Source organism: Devosia sp. SL43 (assembly GCF_021729885.1).
Taxonomy (GTDB): Bacteria; Pseudomonadota; Alphaproteobacteria; order Rhizobiales; family Devosiaceae; genus Devosia.
Window position 1 is genome coordinate 1,047,907 of the sequence record NZ_CP063401.1, and the last position, 19,215, is coordinate 1,067,121.

At 63.4% G+C, this 19,215-nt stretch carries 14 protein-coding genes; 3 read left to right on the forward strand and 11 right to left on the reverse strand.

What is annotated here, in order from left to right:
* Window positions 1-20: 20 nt before the first annotated feature.
* Window positions 21-1,472, forward strand: coding sequence for a YcjX family protein (locus tag IM737_RS05205; protein WP_236898861.1), 1,452 nt, complete (start codon window positions 21-23; stop codon window positions 1,470-1,472).
* Window positions 1,469-2,476: a YcjF family protein gene (locus IM737_RS05210; protein WP_236898862.1), complete on the forward strand. Its 1,008-nt coding sequence runs from the start codon at window positions 1,469-1,471 to the stop codon at window positions 2,474-2,476. The genes IM737_RS05205 and IM737_RS05210 overlap by 4 nt, the downstream gene beginning before the upstream one ends.
* Here IM737_RS05210 and IM737_RS05215 read toward each other — a convergent pair whose 3' ends face one another.
* The 11 genes from IM737_RS05215 to IM737_RS05265 form a co-directional block, all read right to left on the reverse strand.
* Complete coding sequence (locus IM737_RS05215; protein ID WP_236898863.1) at window positions 2,477-2,905, reverse strand: winged helix-turn-helix transcriptional regulator; 429 nt, start codon at window positions 2,903-2,905, stop codon at window positions 2,477-2,479.
* 90 nt (window positions 2,906-2,995) lie between these two features.
* On the reverse strand, window positions 2,996-3,316 hold the full coding sequence (locus tag IM737_RS05220) for a 2Fe-2S iron-sulfur cluster-binding protein (protein WP_236898864.1): 321 nt from the start codon (window positions 3,314-3,316) through the stop codon (window positions 2,996-2,998).
* An 84-nt stretch (window positions 3,317-3,400) separates the two neighbouring features.
* Entirely contained in the window at window positions 3,401-4,426 is a 1,026-nt protein-coding gene (locus IM737_RS05225; RefSeq protein WP_236898865.1) for an NAD(P)/FAD-dependent oxidoreductase, read from the reverse strand.
* A 71-nt stretch (window positions 4,427-4,497) separates the two neighbouring features.
* Window positions 4,498-5,772 (reverse strand): phosphoadenylyl-sulfate reductase, encoded by a 1,275-nt coding sequence (locus IM737_RS05230; RefSeq protein WP_236898866.1) that lies wholly within the window; start codon window positions 5,770-5,772, stop codon window positions 4,498-4,500.
* Window positions 5,759-7,417 carry a nitrite/sulfite reductase gene (locus IM737_RS05235; RefSeq protein ID WP_236898867.1) on the reverse strand — a complete coding sequence of 553 codons (1,659 nt, stop codon included), beginning with the start codon at window positions 7,415-7,417 and terminating at the stop codon, window positions 5,759-5,761. The genes IM737_RS05230 and IM737_RS05235 overlap by 14 nt, the downstream gene beginning before the upstream one ends.
* Window positions 7,404-7,727: a DUF2849 domain-containing protein gene (locus IM737_RS05240; protein ID WP_236898868.1), complete on the reverse strand. Its 324-nt coding sequence runs from the start codon at window positions 7,725-7,727 to the stop codon at window positions 7,404-7,406. Before IM737_RS05240 ends, IM737_RS05235 begins: the two co-directional genes overlap by 14 nt.
* A 5-nt stretch (window positions 7,728-7,732) precedes the next feature.
* Window positions 7,733-9,133, reverse strand: coding sequence for a siroheme synthase CysG (gene cysG, locus IM737_RS05245; RefSeq protein ID WP_236898869.1), 1,401 nt, complete (start codon window positions 9,131-9,133; stop codon window positions 7,733-7,735).
* 323 nt (window positions 9,134-9,456) lie between these two features.
* Window positions 9,457-9,777, reverse strand: a complete 321-nt coding sequence (locus IM737_RS05250; protein WP_236898870.1) for a 2Fe-2S iron-sulfur cluster-binding protein — start codon at window positions 9,775-9,777, stop codon at window positions 9,457-9,459.
* A gap of 224 nt (window positions 9,778-10,001) precedes the next feature.
* Window positions 10,002-11,177: a class I SAM-dependent methyltransferase gene (locus tag IM737_RS05255; protein ID WP_236898871.1), complete on the reverse strand. Its 1,176-nt coding sequence runs from the start codon at window positions 11,175-11,177 to the stop codon at window positions 10,002-10,004.
* Window positions 11,174-12,775, reverse strand: coding sequence for a peptide chain release factor 3 (locus IM737_RS05260; RefSeq protein ID WP_236898872.1), 1,602 nt, complete (start codon window positions 12,773-12,775; stop codon window positions 11,174-11,176). Before IM737_RS05260 ends, IM737_RS05255 begins: the two co-directional genes overlap by 4 nt.
* A 119-nt stretch (window positions 12,776-12,894) precedes the next feature.
* Window positions 12,895-13,284, reverse strand: coding sequence for an Hpt domain-containing protein (locus IM737_RS05265; RefSeq protein WP_236898873.1), 390 nt, complete (start codon window positions 13,282-13,284; stop codon window positions 12,895-12,897).
* Between the two features lie 359 nt (window positions 13,285-13,643).
* On the opposite strand from IM737_RS05265, the gene IM737_RS05270 reads away from it, so the two are divergent.
* Window positions 13,644-19,175 carry a hypothetical protein gene (locus tag IM737_RS05270; RefSeq protein WP_236898874.1) on the forward strand — a complete coding sequence of 1,844 codons (5,532 nt, stop codon included), beginning with the start codon at window positions 13,644-13,646 and terminating at the stop codon, window positions 19,173-19,175.
* Window positions 19,176-19,215 lie beyond the last annotated feature (40 nt).

Here is a 19,215-nt window from a genome sequence, read left to right on the forward strand (position 1 = left end):
GTTGATCGAGAGACCTGTCCTTGCCCCAGAACCCCACGACCATCGTCGACGAATTGGGCATAGCCCTCTCCAACCTCGCCGATGCCGCCACTGGCGCCTTTACGCCGACCCTGCGGCTGGGCGTCACCGGCCTGAGCCGAGCCGGCAAGACCATTTTCATCACCGCCCTGGTGCACAACCTGCTGACCGGCGGCCGCCTGCCCGGCTTCACGCCGCTGGCCGAAGGGCGCTTCATTGGCGCGCGGCTAGCCGAATATCCCGACGCAACCATCCCGCGCTTTGCCTACGAGCAACATCTGGAGGCCCTGACCGGCAAGCAGACAGTTTGGCCGGAAAGCACACGTCGCATTTCGCAGCTTCGCGTCGTGCTGAAGTTCCAGTCGAGCAATTGGTACTCGGGCTTTGCCGGTCCATCCACGCTCAATCTCGATATCGTCGATTATCCGGGCGAATGGCTGCTCGATCTGCCCTTGCTCGGCATGAGCTTTGCCGAATGGAGCGCCGACGCATTGGAACGGGCCCTGCGCCCCGGATCCGGCAAGGAAGCCGCGCCGTTCCTCAAGCTGCTCGACAGCATCGACCCGCTCAAGGAGGCCAACGATCCCGACGCAGAACGACTGGCTGCCGCTTTCACCGACTATCTGCGCCGCAGCCGCGAGCATGGCGCGCTCTCGACTCTGCCACCGGGGCGGTTCCTGCTGCCGGGCGACCTCGAAGGCTCGCCGGCGCTGACCTTCGCACCGCTACCGCCAGCAACCCAGGCCGTCCGCGACACGGCGCTTCACGCCATGCTGGAACATCGCTACGAGGCCTACAAGGACCGCGTTGTGCGCCCATTCTTCCGCGACCACTTCGCCCGACTGGACCGCCAGATCGTGCTGGTCGATACCTTGCGTGCGCTCAATGCCGGTCCCACCGCCGTCGCCGATCTCGAAACCGCGCTGACATCGGTGCTCGCCTGTTTCCGTCAGGGCGAGACCAATCCCCTGCTCCGCCCCTTCGTCCGCAAGATCGACCGCATCCTGTTCGCAGCCACCAAGGCCGACCACGTTCACCACACCAGCCATGACCGGCTGGAATCGATCCTCAATCGCCTCGTCTCAAATGCCAGCAAGCGCGCCCGCTTTGCCGGTGCCGAGACGAAGTCCATCGCGCTGGCCGGCATTCGCGCGACACGCGAGGGGACGATCGTCGAGAATGGCGAGACACTGCCCACCATCATCGGCACACCCATGGCCGGCGAGATGCTCGACGGCACCAGCTACGACGGCAAGACCGAAATCGCCTTGTTTCCCGGTGACTTACCGGAACGGCCGGATTCATTATTCGAAGACGGCTCCCCCGTGGCGCTGAGCTTCCTGCGCTTCACCCCACCGCAAAAACTTGATCGCAATGCCAATGGCGACGTGGTGCTCCCCCATATCCGCTTCGACCGTGCCCTCGATTTCCTGGTGGGAGACTGGCTGAAATGAAACGCCCCGTCGCCCGCCCGACCGCACCGCAAGCCGATGACATCGAGCCCTTCCGCGCCCCGCGCGCCTTTGCCCCGGCAAAGGTGGCGATCGCCGAAGCCGAGTTTGACTCAGCACCTGATGAGACGCTGATCGCTCCACAACCAAGGCGCATGGGCTGGGTCGGTCGCCTGGCCTGGACCACCGGCGGGATCCTTATCTCCGCGGGACTCGGCCTCGCCGCCGACCGACTGATCCGTGATCTCTTCGCCGCCAACGAATGGCTGGGCTGGCTTGGCCTCGGCGTTCTCGGCCTCTTCCTCCTGGCTGTGCTAGCCTTGGCCACACGCGAAATCTTCGCCCTGCGCCGCCTGCGCGTCCTCGACGCCCTGCGTCGCGACGCAGCTGTGGCAACGGCAGACAACGACCAGCATAAGGCCAAATCGGTCGTCAGTGCTCTGGAGGGCATCTACAGCACCCGCCCAGACCTCGCCCGAGCCCGTCAATCGGTCGCCGACCACCTGCCGCACTTGTTCGATGGCCACGAAATCGTCGCCGTCGCCGAGCGCAATCTGATGGCGCCGCTCGATGCTCGCGCCAAGGCACTAACGGCCGCTTCCGCACGCCGGGTCGCACTGGTCACCGCCGTCTCGCCCCGCGCCCTGGTCGACATCGCCTTCGTCATCTACGAGAGCATTCGCCTGGCGGGGGCCATTGCCGCGCTCTACGGAGCCCGCCCGGGCTTCTTCGGCTTCTGGCGGCTGGCTGGGGCCATACTGGCCCATCTTGCCGTCACCGGTGGCCTAGTCCTCACCGACGGCATCGTCGAGCAACTGGTCGGACAGGGCATCGCCGCCAAACTCTCGGCCCGCCTGGGCGAGGGGGTCGTCAATGGCCTGATGACCGTCCGCGTCGGCATCGCCGCCATGCGCGTCGTCCGCCCCCTGCCCTTCGAGACCCAGAAGCAGCCCATGGTCCGCGACTTCATCCCCGAACTGACCAAGCTCGCCGCCGATCCGAAATAGCTATTCGGCGGCGATCAGGTGTTGTGGCGGCGCAATGCGGCCTTTGCGCTGCGGCATGGCATCTGGATGCTCGGCAAAATAGCGTGCCCGCGCCTCCAGCACCTTGGGCCGATTGTCCACCGCCCAGGCGCCGAGCAGCTTGAGTGGTCGTTGCAAGTCGCGGCCCAGTTCGGTCAGTTCATAATCAACACGCGGCGGAATGGAGGGCGTCACGGTCCGTGTCACGAAACCATCCATCTCGAGCTCGCGCAGGGTCGCGGTCAGTACCTTCTGACTGATCCCGCCGATCATGCGCCGGATGGCAGAGAACCGCATCGGGCCATCGCTGAGGAGGTTGATGATCAGTACGGCCCACTTGCCGCCGATCTGGTTCAAAATCTCGCTAACCGGGCGGCAATCGTGGGAAATGGAATTATCGCCGATCGTCATCGGAAACCTCATCATAGCCACTGACACCGAGGGTTATTAATGTAGTGCGAGTTACCGATGGAAACCAGAACGCACCAAAAGGTAACCGGCTCAGTCCTTGGCGGCGCTGGGCGCCAGCGTGAGCGTCAGGCCATCGAGCGCATCGCTGCACAGGATCTGGCAGCTCAGTCGCGAATTCGACTTCACGTCGCCGACGCTGTCGAGCATGTCCTCTTCCTCGTCGCTGGGCGCGCCAACGACATCAAGCCAGTCCTTGTCGACATAGACATGGCAAGTGGCGCAGCTCAGCGCGCCACCGCACTCGGCTTTGATGTTAAGGCCCCAGTCGCGAATGACCTCCATCACGCGCCAGCCATCGAGCCCTTCGAGCTCGTGCTTCTCGCCAGCCTGGTCTGTAACGCGGATGATCATGGGCGTGTCCTCAACAACGGGGCGTCCATACCCCCGGCGGGCCCTTCCCGCAAGGGAAAGGCTCTCGTGCTTTCGGCCTAGAGCTTAAGCGACGCCAAGCTTCTTCTGCAGCTTGGTCGAACTGGTCGTGTACTGGAACACCACGCGCTCGCCTGGCGACACGATCGCCTTGGCTGCCTGGGCCATCAGGGCAGCCTCGTGGAAACCGGAAAGGATCAGCTTGAGCTTGCCCGGATACCAGTTGATATCGCCGATAGCGAAGATGCCCGGTACCGAGGTCTGGAACTTCTCGGTATCGACCACAATGGTGTTGTCGTTGAGCTCAAGGCCCCAATCGGCCACCGGACCGAGCTTCATGGTGAGGCCAAAGAACGGCAGCAGGCGCGTTGCCGGCAGGGACAAGTCGCCGGCATCGGTGGTCAGGTGCACATGGTCAATCTGTCCGTTCTCGCCGTCGAGCTTACCGATCTGGCCGAGCAGGAAGTTGATCTTGCCCTCCATCACCAGCTCTTTCATCTTGTTGACCGAAGCCGGGGCCGCCTTGAAGGCGTCGCGGCGGTGCACCAGCGTCAGCGACCGTACGATCGGCTGCAGGTTAAGCGTCCAGTCAAGGGCCGAGTCACCGCCGCCGACGATAACCACGTCCTGGTCGCGGAAATCGTCCATCTTGCGGACGGCATAAAAGACCGACTTGTTCTCGTATTGCTCGATGCCTTCAACCGGCGGGCGCTTGGGCTGGAACGAACCACCGCCTGCCGCGATCACCACCACCTTGGCGTGGAAGACCTCGTCGGCATCGGTCGCTACCTTGAACGAGCCGTCTTCCTGCTTCTCGATCGTGTTGATCATGCGATTGAAATGGAATTCCGGCGCGAACGGCGCGATCTGCGCCATCAGATTGTCGGTCAGCTGCTGGCCGGTGACGACAGGGAAGCCCGGAATGTCGTAGATCGGCTTTTCCGGATAGAGCTCGGCGCATTGCCCGCCCGGACGATCCAGAATGTCGATGAAGTGGCATTTGAGATCGAGCAGCCCGAGTTCGAAGGCCGCAAAGAGCCCGCAGGGGCCTGCGCCGACAACGACGACATCGGTGGTGATTTCAGTGCTCATTTCGTCTCAAAGTCCGTTCTCACCCGGCCGTCAGCGGTCCGGGTTAATATGAGTATTGCGATCCACTTAACCTAGGAAACGCGACGAAGGAAGGGGCGCGTGCCGACTGGCACTTCGGTAACACCCACGGGCTGGTAGAAAAGCGCGACTTCGGGCAACCGGTTTTCAATCAGCGCCTCGCGGCTGGGCTCGTGCGTCACCACCAGGGCATTGAAGCCGCAACGACGCATATGCGGAATCTGATCCTGCAGAACATCGCCTACAGCCCTGATTTCGCCCGAGTATTTGTAGCGCTCGGCCAGCAGACGCGCCGTCGAATAGCCCCGACCGTCCGAAAAGGCCGGGAACTTGATGGCGATCGAGGCAAAACGACCAAGGTCAGCCTCGACGTCCTCGATCCTGTCGCCCGGCACCACCAGCAGCCCCAGCGGATGGGGGTTGGCGAGGAACGTGTCGCGATTGGCCAGGAACACCGGCAGCGGCACATGCTTGTAGCTGGCGCTGACAGCGTCATCGCCCTCGGCCCATTCGTGGAATGGGTCGGCGATGAAGGCGCCGTCTTTCCACAGCGTGTGTCGGTTTGCGGCGGTCATTGGCGAGGCGATCGCTCCGTTGAAGTCGAAATGGATGCCGCACTCTTTCTTGTTGAGTCCGCGCCACCGTCCGGCCCGCGCATCCTCGCCTTCGGCGACCGCCGAGGTGCAGGGCGCGCAGCCAATGGACTTGTAGCCTTTGGCATAGAGCGGGTGCTCGGGCAAGTTGTGCTTCTGACGGTATTCAATGACATCGGCATCGGAGAAATAGGCCAGCGGATTGACCTTGATGCGGTCGTCGCTAGTCAGCTCGAAATGCGGCAGCACACCGCGTTCCTTGGTCTGGTAGCGCTTGCGACCGGTGACCCAGCCACCATACTGCTCCGTGATCGGCTCCAGCGGCTCGGTCTTGCGGATGTGGCAGCAGGAGTCCGGGTCGGTTTCCCACAGGTCGCCATTCGGATCGAAGCGTTTCACGTCGTCCGCAAGCGGGTGAATGGCGTGAACGTTGATCAGACCGAGCGTCTTCTTCAGCGTCTCGACATAATCCAGCGTCTCTGGAAAGTGCTTGCCGGTTTCAAGGAAATAGACCGGCATCGACGGATCGACCTGCGCCACCAGATGCAGCAACACAGCAGAGTCGGCGCCAAAGGACGAGACAATCGCCAGATCACCCGGCAGCACGTCGCTGACGGCGTAACGGAGCACGCTGAGCGCGTCCATTTCGTCGAACATGCCATTGAGCGCCAGGATGCCAAGGGCACGCAGCTTGTCGTTGGCAACCGGCTGAGGGGCGAGTTTAGGCAGCGCCATAGAGGGCCTCCTTGAACGGCGCTTCCCCGAGGCGCCGATAGGCTTGAATGAAGGTTTCGTCGGCGCTGGTACGCCTGGCGATATAGGTGTCGACCAGTGTCTCGATGGCTCCAGGCACGGCATCGGCCTCGAAGCCGGGGCCGATGATCTTGCCCACCGAAGCCTGCTCGGTGGCGTCGCCGCCCAGCGTGATCTGATACAGTTCGCCGCCCTTCTTCTCGACGCCGAGAATGCCGATATGGCCGACGTGATGGTGGCCGCAGGCATTGATGCAGCCGGAAATCTTGATCTTGAGATCACCGATATCCGCCTGCCGCTGAGGCTCAGCAAACTTGCGGCTGATTTCCTGCGCGATCGGGATCGAGCGCGCGTTGGCCAGGGCGCAGAAATCGAGGCCTGGGCAGCAGATCATGTCGGTGATCAGCCCGGTATTGCCATCGGCAAAACCGGTTGCCACCAGCGCATCGTAGACATTGCGGAGATCGCTGATGGCGACATGCGGCAGCACGATGTTCTGCTCATGCGTCACGCGCAACTCGTCAAAGCCATAGCGCTCGGCGATATCAGCGATATCGTCCATCTGCTTGTCTGTGGCATCGCCCGGAGCGCCGCCAACGGGCTTCAGCGACACCGTGACCGAGGCATAGCCCGGCTCGCGGTGCGAATTGATATTGTGGTCGAGCCAGCGGCCATAGGCGGGATCGATGATCGACTCGTAGGCAACATCGATCTTGGCCGCCGACTGCTTCTTGAATTCAGGCGGCGCGAAATAGGCGGTGATGCGGTCAACTTCCTCGGACGGCAGCGTCAACACGCCGCCACGAACCTCGGCGAACTCTGCCTCGACCTGGCCCTTGATGGTCTCAAGCCCTTCTTCGTGCACCAGAATCTTGATGCGCGCCTTGTACTTGTTGTCGCGACGGCCATAGCGGTTGTAAACGCGCATGATGGATTCGAGGTAAGCCAGCAGGTGCTCGTTCGGCACGAAGCTGTTGATCAGCTTGCCGATCATCGGCGTCCGGCCCAGGCCACCGCCAACCCAGACTTCCCAGCCGATCTCGCCGGCCGCATTGGTCGCTGCCTGCAGGCCGATATCGTGGAAGCGGATGGCGGCGCGATCGTTTGGAGCGCCAGTAACGGCAATCTTGAACTTGCGTGGCAGGTAGCTGAATTCGGGATGCAGGCTCGACCACTGGCGCAGGATTTCAGCAATCGGTCGCGGGTCGATGATTTCGTCGGCGGCGGCGCCGGCGAAATGATCGGCCGTGACGTTGCGAATGCAGTTGCCCGAGGTCTGGATGGCATGCATCTCGACCGAGGCAAGCTCTTCCAGGATAACGGGAATATCCTTGAGCTTGGGCCAGTTGAACTGGATGTTCTGCCGGGTGGTGAAGTGGCCGTAGCCGCGGTCGTAGGTGCGTGCGATATGGGCAAACATCCGCATCTGCTTGGAAGACAAAGTGCCGTAGGGCACAGCAATGCGCAGCATGTAGGCATGCAGCTGCAAATAGAGCCCGTTCATCAGGCGAAGCGGGCGGAATTGATCTTCAGTCAATTCGCCCGACAGCCGGCGTCTTACCTGATCGGAAAACTGCGCGGTGCGGCCAGCAACGAAGGCCGCATCGAATTCGTCATATCGATACATGACCGTCCTCACCCAGATGCTGGCGGTCGTAGATCTCGCCGTTGATGGTCAAAGGCGCCGTTGGGCCCTCGGCACGAATGCGTTCGCGCAGGCGCTTGGGGGTGATAACCCCTTGAGATTGCGTCACTTCCTCGATCTCGAGGCTGATCACCCGGCCGCCGGCCTTGGTCGCGGCCAAGGCTGCGTCGCGCTCTGCCGTCTCTTCCTTGGAAAAGACGCGCGCGGCCTGCAGGTTTTCCACCCAAGTGCCTGTTGCGTCGAGATAAACCGTCCCGCCTGATATCAGTTCGTTGCCAGTCAAAATTTCCATTGCTGCTATGCTACCTTGAAGCTCATGCCGGCGAGTTGGGCGGCGTCCGCCCAGTCTCCGGCCTCAACGGCTTCGCCTACGAAAATGATTGCCGGACCCAAGCTGAACGTCACCTGACATTCGATCAGGGACCGCAGATTGCCCGAATATGTGGACACATTGCTGCGCCCGGCATTGACCACAATGCCAACCGGCGTAGCCGGGCTCGCGCCATGCGCGACCAGCTGCGCCGCCACTTCGGATGCGATGGATTTGCCCATATAGAGCGCCAGCGTCAGGCCGGACTGCGCCAGCGATGCCCAGTGGGCGAGATCGCTGTCGTCAGCGCCGTGCGCTGTCGCCATGATGAAGCCGCTCGACACCTTGCGCAGGGTGACCGGCGTCGCCGTATCGGCCGCAGCGGCGAGGGCCGCGCTGATACCGGGAACGATCTGGTATTGTATGCCCGCCTTGCGGAGCGCGGATATCTCCTCACCAGCCCGACCGAAGATCATCGGATCGCCGGACTTGAGCCGCGCGACCTTCTTGCCCTGCCCCGCCAGGCGGACGATCAGCGTATTGATTTGCGCCTGCGAAAAGCTGTGATGCCCCTTGGCCTTGCCGACATCGATCCGCTCGGCATCCCGGCGGCCCATATCAACGACAACCGACGGCACGAGCTGGTCATGCACGATGACATCGGCTTCCTGCAGCAGACGCTGGGCGCGCAGGGTGAGGAGATCTTCCGAACCCGGACCGGCACCGATCAGCCAGACGACGCCCTTTGCCTCGCCTTGCTTCACATGCTGGTCGAGCAGGACTTCGGCCTCGTAGCGACCGGCAACAGGGCTCGAGACCACAGCAGCCTCAACCTGCGGCGAGGTCACCAGGGCCTCATAGTAGCGCCGGCGCGCTGCGCCATCGTGAATCAGGCCCTCAACGCGCTGGCGTAAGCTACCGGCCAGACTCGCGATTTTCCCGAAGCCCGGCGATAGCATCGCCTCGATCCGCGCCCGCACCAGTCGGGCCAGCACCGGCGCATTGCCCTCGCTGGAAATGGCGATGGTCAGCGGCGCCCGGTCGACGATCGATGGGGTGTAGAAATCACACTCGGCCGGGACGTCGACGACATTGAGCGGAATGCCGCGAGCGCGGGCTTCGGCCTTGGCCAGTTCGGCGTCGGCGCTCTCTTCGGCGACAAACACCAGAGCCGCACCATCGAGATCGGAGGGAGCAAATGCCCGCTCGATGACCTGCACCGCAAAGCCGGAAAAATCCGCTTCGATTTGACGGGAAATAATCACGACCTGTGCGGTAGTCTTTGTTACCAACCGGACTTTGTTGAGGGCTTCTTCTCCACCGCCGACGATGACGATGCGCAGACCCTGAACTTTGTAGCTCAACGGAAATGTGTTGAGTTGACCCATTGGAACCCTGTTGGTGATGGGTGGAAAATAATGCAAACCAACCCCTTGCAACAAGGCGTTGAAATTCAATCGCTTTTATATTTCCCCACAGGGGCTCTGCGTGGAACGCCGCATTTGGGATTACGCTAAAGCCGCTAAATGAATCTTAGCGGGGGAGAGGTGGAGCAAATTTTGCTTCGGGTATGGTGCTACGCCCTCGTGGTTCGAGGCTCGCGAAGAGCTCGCGCCTCACCATGAGGGCTGCTGATGCACCGCGTTCAAAATATCCCTCATGGTGAGGTGCGCTTCTTCAGCGCCTCGAACCACGAGGGCGTGGCGCGGTGTTACCCCTGCCGGCTCGGCACATGCACCACCAGACCATCGAGCGCGTCCTTGACCTTGATCTGGCAGCTCAACCGGCTCTGTTCCTTCACGTCGAAGGCGAAGTCGAGCATGTCTTCTTCCATGTTGGACGGGCCGCCGACGGTTTCGGTCCAGGCGTCATCGACATAGACGTGGCAGGTGGCGCAGGTGCAGGCGCCGCCGCATTCGGCGACGATGCCGGGAATGGCATTCATGATGGCGGTTTCCATCACGGTGGCGCCGTTCTGGGCCTCAGTCTCGATGCGTTCGCCGTCCTGCTGGACAAAAGTGATCTTGGTCATGGTCTCGGGTGCTTGCTGTGTGCCTCCGATATAGGGGATGGCGGGGGGATTAGGAAGGCATGCACGGACAGAGCCGGGTTGCGTCCTTCACCTCTCCCTCTGGGGGAGAGGTAGACCCGTTTGGGTCGGGTGAGGGGGTCTCCCCACGCACCTCAACTAGCAAAGGCCCCCTCAGCCGGCGCTATGCGCCGACCTCTCCCCCGAAGGGAGAGGTGAAGACGGCACTACAGCCCCAGCAGCCCTTCGAGATAATGCCGCTCCACCCCGAACATCGCCTTCACGTCGGCGATCTGCTTGAGCAAGGCCTCGCGGTCGCGCCCTGCCCGACCGTCCTTCTCGGCCACGATCAGGTTGTTCTTGGGCGTATGCGCATCCGAGACGAACTCGAACACCTTGGTGCGGTAGCCGTTGAGTTCCAGCAGCAAGGCACGGAGCGTATCGGTGACCATCTCAGCCTGGCGTTCGAGGAAGATGCCGTGGCGCAGCAACACGTCAAGCTGGGTGGCCGGTTGCCCGGCCTCCATCTGTCGGCGGATCTGCTTGTGGCAGCAGGGCGCAACAGCGATGAGCGATGCCCCGGCGCTGATGCCCTTGAAGATGGCGTCGTCAGTGGCGGTGTCGCAGGCATGGAGCGCGATCACGGCATCGGCGCCTGATGCGTCATAGTCGAGAATGGTGCCGGGAGCGAAGCTCAGACCATCGAAGCCGGACTGAGCCGCCGTGGCATTGCCATCTGATACCAGCTTGTCGCGCATCTCCACGCCGATCATGTCGACTGGTCGAAGGGCCGTCGTCGTCAGATAATCGTACAGCGCAAAATCGAGATAGCCCTTGCCCGCGCCCATATCGACGATGCGCGGTCGATCGGTCTTGATCGCTTGAATCAATGGCGCGAAAATCTCGACCATCTTATTGATTTGTCTGAACTTGTCCTGTGCGTCGTTGCGCACCTGGCCGTCCTTGCCCGTGATGCCGAGGGCGTGGAGGTACGGCTTGTTAGTCTCGGTCAGGGGCCGATTCTTGGCGCGGTTGTGGTCTGTCGATGGCGTCTCCCGACCGGCAACCTCACTGCGCTTGAGACGCACCTTGTCGCCATTACGCTCGAAACTCATGTCGAAATCGGTGGTGGCAAGCTGGGCGCTGCGAAACTCGTCCTTGAGCGCCGTGCGCAAATTGCCCAGCGCCTCGGGCTGGATCTGGTTCTTGATGATGTCGCGCGTCTTGTAGTGGAAGGTGAAGCTGAACTTCTCCACCCCCTTGGCGACGATCTTCTTCACGTCGATGCTTTTGAGATCGACCTCACCGCCATGATAGCCGGCGAGCTTGAGCTTGATCAGCGTGTTGCCGGCAAAGGCCGACTTCACCGCGCCGAGGAACTCTTCGATGCGTTCCGCGCTCAATGTCGTTCTTTCGTGGTGAGGAACCGAATTTTCGGGAAATCCTGCTTGGCGCGGTCGGCCCACCAGGCATTCTGCGCGAGAAACACTGGCGCACCGGTGCGGTCCTCGGCAATGTTCATCTTCTGCGCGGTGATGAAGCGGTCGAGCTCCTTTGGATCGTCGGATTCGATCCAGCGGGCGACCTCGTAGTTGAGGCTCTCGAAGGTGATCGGCACGCCATATTCCCCGGCGACGCGTGAGCTCAGCACTTCGAGCTGAAGCTGGCCGACCACACCGACAATCCAGTCAGCACCGACGACGCGGCGGAACACCTGGGTCACACCCTCTTCCGACAAATCCGACAGCGCCTTGGCCATCTGCTTGGTCTTCATGTGATCGGTGAGACGGACGCGGCGGATGATTTCCGGCGCAAAGTTCGGAATGCCGGTGACGTTGATGATGGCGCCTTCGGTCAGCGTATCGCCCACCGACAGCGTGCCGTGATTGGGAATGCCGACGATATCGCCCGCCACCGCCTGTTCGGCCAGCTCGCGATCATTGCCGAAGAAGAACATCGGGTTGGACACCGCCATGTCCTTGCCGGACCGCACATTCTTCAGCCGCATGCCGCGGGTGAAGGTGCCCGAGCACAAGCGCACGAAGGCGATGCGGTCGCGGTGGTTGGCGTCCATATTCGCCTGCACCTTGAATACGAAGCCGGTGACCTTCTTGTCCGATGGCTCGATCGGCGAAGGAATGGCCGGCTGCGGGCGCGGCTCGGGGCCCCACTCGCCCAGCGTGCGCAGCAATTCGGCGACACCGATTCCCTTAAGGGCGGAGCCGAACAGCACCGGGCTCAGATGGCCGGCATGGAACGTCTCGAGATCGAAGGGCGGCAGCATGGCCGTGGCCATTTCGAGCGTTTCCAGCGCCGTCATGAATACCGGATCGTCGACCAGCGCCTCATTGTCGAGCAGATCCTCGATCGCGTCATACTCGGCGATCGACTTGCCCTGCGGCGACAGCACGCGCTTTTCGAGCAGGTCGAGATAGCCGTGGAAATCGACGCCCTGCCCGATTGGCCACAGCACGGGCGTAAGATCGAGCGCCAGCTTGCCCTGGATTTCGTCGATCAGCTCGAGCGGCGACAGGCCCTCGCGGTCGACCTTGTTGATGAAGGTGATGATCGGGATATCGCGCAGGCGGCAGACTTCGAACAGCTTGAGCGTCTGCGCCTCGATGCCCTTGGCAGCGTCGATCACCATGATGGCGGCATCGACGGCGGTCAGAGTACGATAGGTATCCTCGGAAAAGTCCGAGTGGCCGGGCGTGTCGAGCAGGTTGAGGGTCAACCCGTCATAGTCGAAGGTCATCACAGACGAGGTGATGGAAATGCCGCGCTGCTGCTCCATTTCCATCCAGTCCGACCGGGTCGAGCGCGCGCCCGCCTTGCCGCGCACGGCGCCGGCCTGCTGGATCGCACCAGCGGCAGCAAGAAGCCGTTCGGTCAGCGTGGTCTTGCCGGCGTCCGGATGCGAGATGATCGCAAAGGTACGACGGGTGCGGAACGGTTCGGCGATAGGCCGGGGAGCGGCCGCGGCGACGGTGGAGATGGACATCGGTACTGCTGGACGGTTGGGCCGCCGTCAGGGTCGCGGCGCGTTGCGCGCTATATAGGGGATGGTGGGGAGAGGGTCAAATTGACCGCTCGCCGAAGGAAAGTTAGCGAAGGCTACTCTCAAGCCGGCTCGTTGCTCAGCATTCGGGAAATGAACGTCCGTACTTCCTCGATGGCCATGCCCAGGTCGGCAATGCGTTCGGGGTTGAGCGGGCGGCCCGCCTGCAGTTCTGTTTCGCAGCCCTTGGCGAGATTGGACACGGTGAAGGCCCCCACGCCGCTGGCGGCGCCCTTGATCGAGTGCAGGTTCATCGCGAACTCGTCGAAGGTCAGCGCCTGCTGCAGGCGGCCGAAATAGGTCTGCACCGTCGTGTCGAACAGACGCAGGATTTCGTATTCGAGGTTTTCATCGCCCAGGCATTGCTTGGCCAGATGCACCAGATCGATCGGCCGCATCGCCCGCCGATAGGGAAGCTCGGCAATCTGTTCGGCCAGTGCACTCTGCGCCATGGGGTCGCTCCGTTACGCGCGGCTACGCGTCCACCAAGGACAATGCCGCAGCACTGAGCCTAGAATGGCCGGGTGAACAGGTGATTAAGCCACATCTTCGCCTTGGTTTGACGTTTCTGATGGCCTCGCTTCTTCACCACAAAATTAACCTTTGGGTAAGAAACCGTTCGGTTTGCTTCAAATTGAATGTATTAATGGGCTTTGAACCAGCGCGCGGCGGCGAGGGTTGGGGGGACGATGCGGGGCATTTGCATCGAATTGTTTCCATTTGACGATGCGACCGGAAACGGCTGCGGAGTCATGACAACTCTTATTGGCCGCCTTGTTGCTGCGAAGCCGACGCGAGAGTTGTAAAGAGTATGGCGAAGAACCCGACCCCCACGAACGATCCCGCCGCGCTGGCCTTTTCAGCGGTCGAAGACGCCCTCAAGGAATCGGTATTCAGCCTCGACAGCACGCCGCCGCAGCAGGCACCGGAAAAGAAGCCGATGCCCGCGGCAGCAGCCAATGCGCGCAGCGAGCGCCTGCGTGCGGCCGACAAGATCGCCCAGCAGGCCGGCGCCGTCGCCAATGACGATCGCTTCCCGACCTCCAAAATTCTCTACAATCTGCAGAACCGCTCCTCGTCCGCGCCGACCTGGATCGCGCTGGTGCTGTCGATCATCTGGCTGGGCGTGTCTGGCGCTGGCGCCTGGCTGCGCTATGGCCCACAGCTGAGCAATTTTGGCACGTTCGTCGCCACCATCGACTTTATTGGCCTGGTGGCCATCATGTTCCTGCCGGTGCTCGGCTTCTTTGCCGTGGCGACCCTGTTCCGCCGCGCCCAGGATCTGCGCAACGCTGCCTCCTCGATCACCCAGGCCGCCATTCGCCTGGCTGAGCCGGAAGTCACCGCCGCCGACAAGGTTGCTTCGGTGGGCCAGGCCGTGCGCCGCGAAGTCAATGCGCTGGGCGATGGTCTGGAGCGCGCACTGTCGCGCGCTGGCGAGCTCGAGGTGATGATCCACAATGAGGTCACCGCGCTCGAACGCACCTATTCGGATAATGAATCGCGCATGCGCGCGCTGATCGCCGAACTGGCCAGCCAGCGCGAAAGCGTGCTGACCAATACCGAGCGTGTACGCGAGGCCATCACCGAGAGCCATACCGGCCTCGTCTTCGATCTCGACATGATCAGCCAGCGCATTGCCGGCACCATCGTCGAAAGCGGCGGCAACCTCACCCGCGCCCTCGAAACGGCCGGCAACACGCTGACCAACAGCTTTGGCGAGCGCACCGAAGGCTTCGTGTCGCTGGTCGACAACCGCACCACCGACTTCATCTCGGCGCTCGATACCAGCGCCAACCGCCTGGCTTTGACCTTCGAGGATCAGACCTCGACCATGGCCAGCGCCATCGACAGCCGCGCCGCCGAGCTCAATGCTGGCGTCGACAGCCGCATCTCTGCCCTGGCAGCGGCCCTCGACGGTCGTGCCGACCAGATCGGCGCCGCCATCGATCAGCGTACCCAGGCGATCGAGGAGCGGACGCTTGCGTTCACCGCCTCGTTCGAGGATCGCACCAGCAACATTGCCGGCCTGATCGAATCTGGCGCCGACCGCCTGACCGCCAACCTGGACGAGCGTACGCTGGCCCTGCAGACGCTGCTGACCGATGGCGGCCAGGCGCTGCTGGAGCAGCTGCGCGAGCGCGGCCACGAAGTCACCGGCGGCCTCGACATGATCGGCCAGCGCATTGCCGACGATATCTCGGGCCGCTCGCGCGAAGCCGAAGTGCTGCTGACCGCCCTCACCCGCCAGCTCGACGAGTCGGTGGCCATCCAGCTCAATGCCATGGACAGCCGCCTGCAGTCGGCTGTCATCGAAATCAACGGCGCGCTCGACGATACGTCGGAGCGGGCCCGCATCACGCTGGCTTCGGCTGGTCAGGATTCGCTGAGCCAGTTCGATGCCCGCCTGACCGAAATCGCCGGCATCCTCGATACGCGCCTCCATACGCTGGACGGCGTCATCGGCGACAAGGGCGACAGCCTGATCGCCCGCCTCGAAGCCCAGGGCACCAATTTTGCCGCCCGCGCCAACGTGCTCGAAATGGCGCTGAACGAAGAATCCGGCCGTTTCAACGACGTGGTGGCCGAACGCACCCGTGAGATGGGCGAAGTGCTGGGTGCCCGCACCAAGGCAATCACCGAGACCATCACCAACCGCAGCCGCGAAATCTCGGACTCGCTCGAAGGCCATGCCGGCATCATTGCGGAAGCCCTTGATGGCCGCACCAAGGTGCTCGACGAGGTGCTCAGCTCTCGCACGGGCGAACTGACAACGGCACTTGAGACCCGTACCGGGGAACTGGCCAGCGCCATCGAAACCCGCGCGCTCGAGCTGGACGAAACGCTCAGCGGCCGCAGCCGCGACATGAGCGAGTCCATCCGCGTGCGCAGCCAGGAACTGGGCGAGACCCTGTCGGGCGGCACCAGTGCCTTCGACCAGGCTATTTCCGGCCGTACCCAGCGCCTCGCCGACACGCTGTCGGAAAAGACCAACACGCTGTCGCTCGAACTCGACAGCCGCACCGGCACGCTGGCCAACCAGCTTGATGAGCGCACCACCCTGCTGGCCAGCCAGCTCGACCAGCGCACCTCGAAGCTGGCCAGCGAGATCGACAGCCGCACCACGACACTGGCGAGCCAGATCGACAACAGCACGGTGGCCATGACCCAGCGGATCGAGGAGCGTACGTCACTCATCGCCGCCGAGATCAGCGAACGGACCACCGCCCTCACCGGCACACTTGATGGCCGCGCCCAGGAACTGCGCTCGGCCCTCGATGGCGGCACCCAGCAGCTGGCCCAGGCCGTGGGCACACGCACCCAGCAGCTGTCGGAGGCCCTTGGCACCCGCACCCAGGCGCTCAGCGACACGCTGGCCACCCATACCGCCTCGATCGGCGAGACCATCGGTTTGCGTACTGCCGAGCTGGCCGAGACCATTGCCCAGCAGGGCGACGACGCCCGCAACAAGATCGACGCGTCGCTGCGTGGCGCCACCGACACGATGGGCGAGCGCGTGACCACAATGTCCAAGCTCATCGCCGACAAGGTCGCCGAGCTCAACACCAATCTGGGCACGGGCCTCGACGGTGCCATTGCCCGCATCAACGATGCCGAGCATGGCGTCACCGCCCGCATCGACGCGGCCAGCACTTCGGTTGGCGAAAGCGCCCGCAAGGCGGCCGACCTCATCGAGACCGGCGTCAATACCGCCCGCAAGGCGATCACCGACATGGTCGATCAGCGCCTGGGCACCCTGCCCGAGGCCATCACCGCCCGCGCCGATATCACGGCCGAGCGCCTGGCCGCGCTCAATGCCTCGATCAACACCTCGATCACCCAATCGATGGCCGATCTCGAAGCCGGCGCCGACCGTATCGAGGAAACTATCGCTACCCGCATCACGGCGGCGACGCAGAATATATCGAACGACATCACCAACACTGCCAACCGCATGGACGGCGCTGTGCGCACCGCGCTGGAGCAGATCCGCGTGGCCGCTGGTGATATCGACCAGCTCCTGTCGGTCAAGGCCGTCAACGCGGTCGATACGATCGAGACCCGCCTGACCGACATCAACCGCTCGGTCGAGCAGCAGACCAATGCCTTCGCCGCCCTGGTCAGCGAAAAGGCCGACCAGTTGCAGGGCGCGCTGATGAGCCATGGCAACGTCCTGCGCGACGCGCTGGGCGAGAATGCCAAGGAAGCCGAAGCCATTATGGCGGTTTCGACCTCACGCATCCTCACCGACGTCACCGCTGCCCTGGGCAAGCTCAACGACAGCAACCTGCTGCTGCAGCGCGTGCTCGACGCCTCGACGGCGAACCTCGCCAATCTCGAAACCAGCGTCGCTCAGCAGACGTCGACCTATTCGACCACCATCCGCGAGGCCATCGGCCAGACCGAACAGGCCGGCACCATGGTCAGCCAGCATGTTGGCGCCCTGCAGGCCACGATCCGCGGCATGGTCGACGAGTTCTCCAGCATCCTGGGCAAGCTCGACAACGAAGCCGCCAGCATGACCAAGGCGTCGACGGCGCTGACCGTCACCAGCGACAATGCCCTGGAGACCCTCGAAGAGCGCCGCGGCGCCATGGATGCGCTGGCCCAGAGCTTCGCCTCCCGTGCCGACGATATCGATGGCCGCATGCGCATGTTCGCCCAGTCGATCGCCGACACCGTCAACGATACCGAACGCCGCCTGATCGGCGCCCGCCGCGCCATGGACGAGGCCCTGACGGCCACGACCGGCACCGTGGCGCAGACGCTCGAAGAGACCACGGCAACAATCACCAGCTCGCTGGCCGCCGCCTCCGGCGAGATCAACGAAACGCTGCGTACGACGTCGACCAACGTGGCCGACGCCCTCTATTCGACCAACGAACGCTTCACCACCACGCTCAACAGCAATGTCGCGCAGGTGGACAATGCCGTGCAGCGCGCCGCCGATGCGGCCACCGCCGCACTCAACCAAACGGCCGGTTCGGTGCGCCTCGCCCTCAGCGACCAGACCAGCCAGGTCAACGACGCGCTGCAGGACAATGCCGGCCGTGTCGCCAATGTGCTTGAGAGCACGACCAGTCGCGTCACCAGCGCGCTGGAAGACAATGTCAACAAGGTCAGCGACGTCCTCGCATCGACGGCAGGCAACGTCACCGACGTGCTTACCACCACCACATCGACTCTCGCCGACACCATCAGCGACAGCTCGAACTCGGTGCGCAACGCCATCGCCGCCAATACCGGGCAGCTCCGCCAGGCTATCGACCAGACCACCGGCACCTTCCGCCAGGCCCTGGACGAGACCTCGGGCGAAGTCACCGACCGCCTGGGCGAATTCCGTGGTGCCGCCGATGCCGAAGGCCGCCGCGCCAATGCTGCCCTGCAGCAGGCGCAGCAGCAGATGGTCAGCGAAATGCAGCGCGCGATCGAGGAAGCCACCCAGCGCTTCAACGACACCGCCCGCGCCATGCGCGAGACGGCCAAGGAAGTGGGCAGCGAGCTCGAAGCCACCCGCGCCGAACTGGCCCGCGGCGTCAACGAACTGCCAGAGGAAACCCGCGCCAGCGCCGCTGCCATGCGTCGCGTCGTGGCCGAGCAGATCGAGGCACTCAGCGAGCTCAACGCCATCGTGCGCAGCCAGCCCGCCACGCACGATCTCAACGATCGCCGCCCCCCTGCTCCGCGTGCCCCGCGTCAGGAAGTCCGCAACGACCCACCGGCCTATCAGCCGCCACGCCAGCCTGAGCCGGTCCGCGAAACCTATCGCGAGCCTGCCCGCCAAACGCTGGTCGACCCGATCCGCACCATCGAACGCCAGCCTGAGCCGACCTATCAGCCAGAGCCGGTGCGCCAGCCTGAGCCAGCACGCCAGCCGGAGCCGGTCCGTCAGCCCGTCGCAGCTGCCGCCGAGCCGGCCCAGGCCGACGGCGGCTGGCTGCGCGACGTGCTGCGCAACGCCACCGCCAAGCAGCAGAGCGTCCAGCCCGCCGCGCAGTCGCAGCAGGCGGGCCTGTCGGGCTTGACCGAAGAGATCGCCCGCTCGATCGACGATGCGGCTTTGTCCGATGCCTGGTCCCGCTATCAGGCCGGCGAGTCCAACGTGTTCTCGCGCCGCATCTACACGCTGGCCGGCCAGGGCACCTATGACGACGTGCGGAAGAAGCTGCAGCGCGACGCCGACTTCGCCCGCACCGCCCAGGCCTATATGAGCGAGTTCGAGCAACTGCTGAAGCGCGCCGCCGCCGGCCCGCGCCCAGCCGCCGAGACCCGCGAATACCTGCTCAGCGACAAGGGTAAGGTCTATACGACCCTGGCCCATGCGAGTGGTCGACTGAGCTAAGGCTTACGTGTTGAATTGAGAACGGCCCCGGGAAACCGGG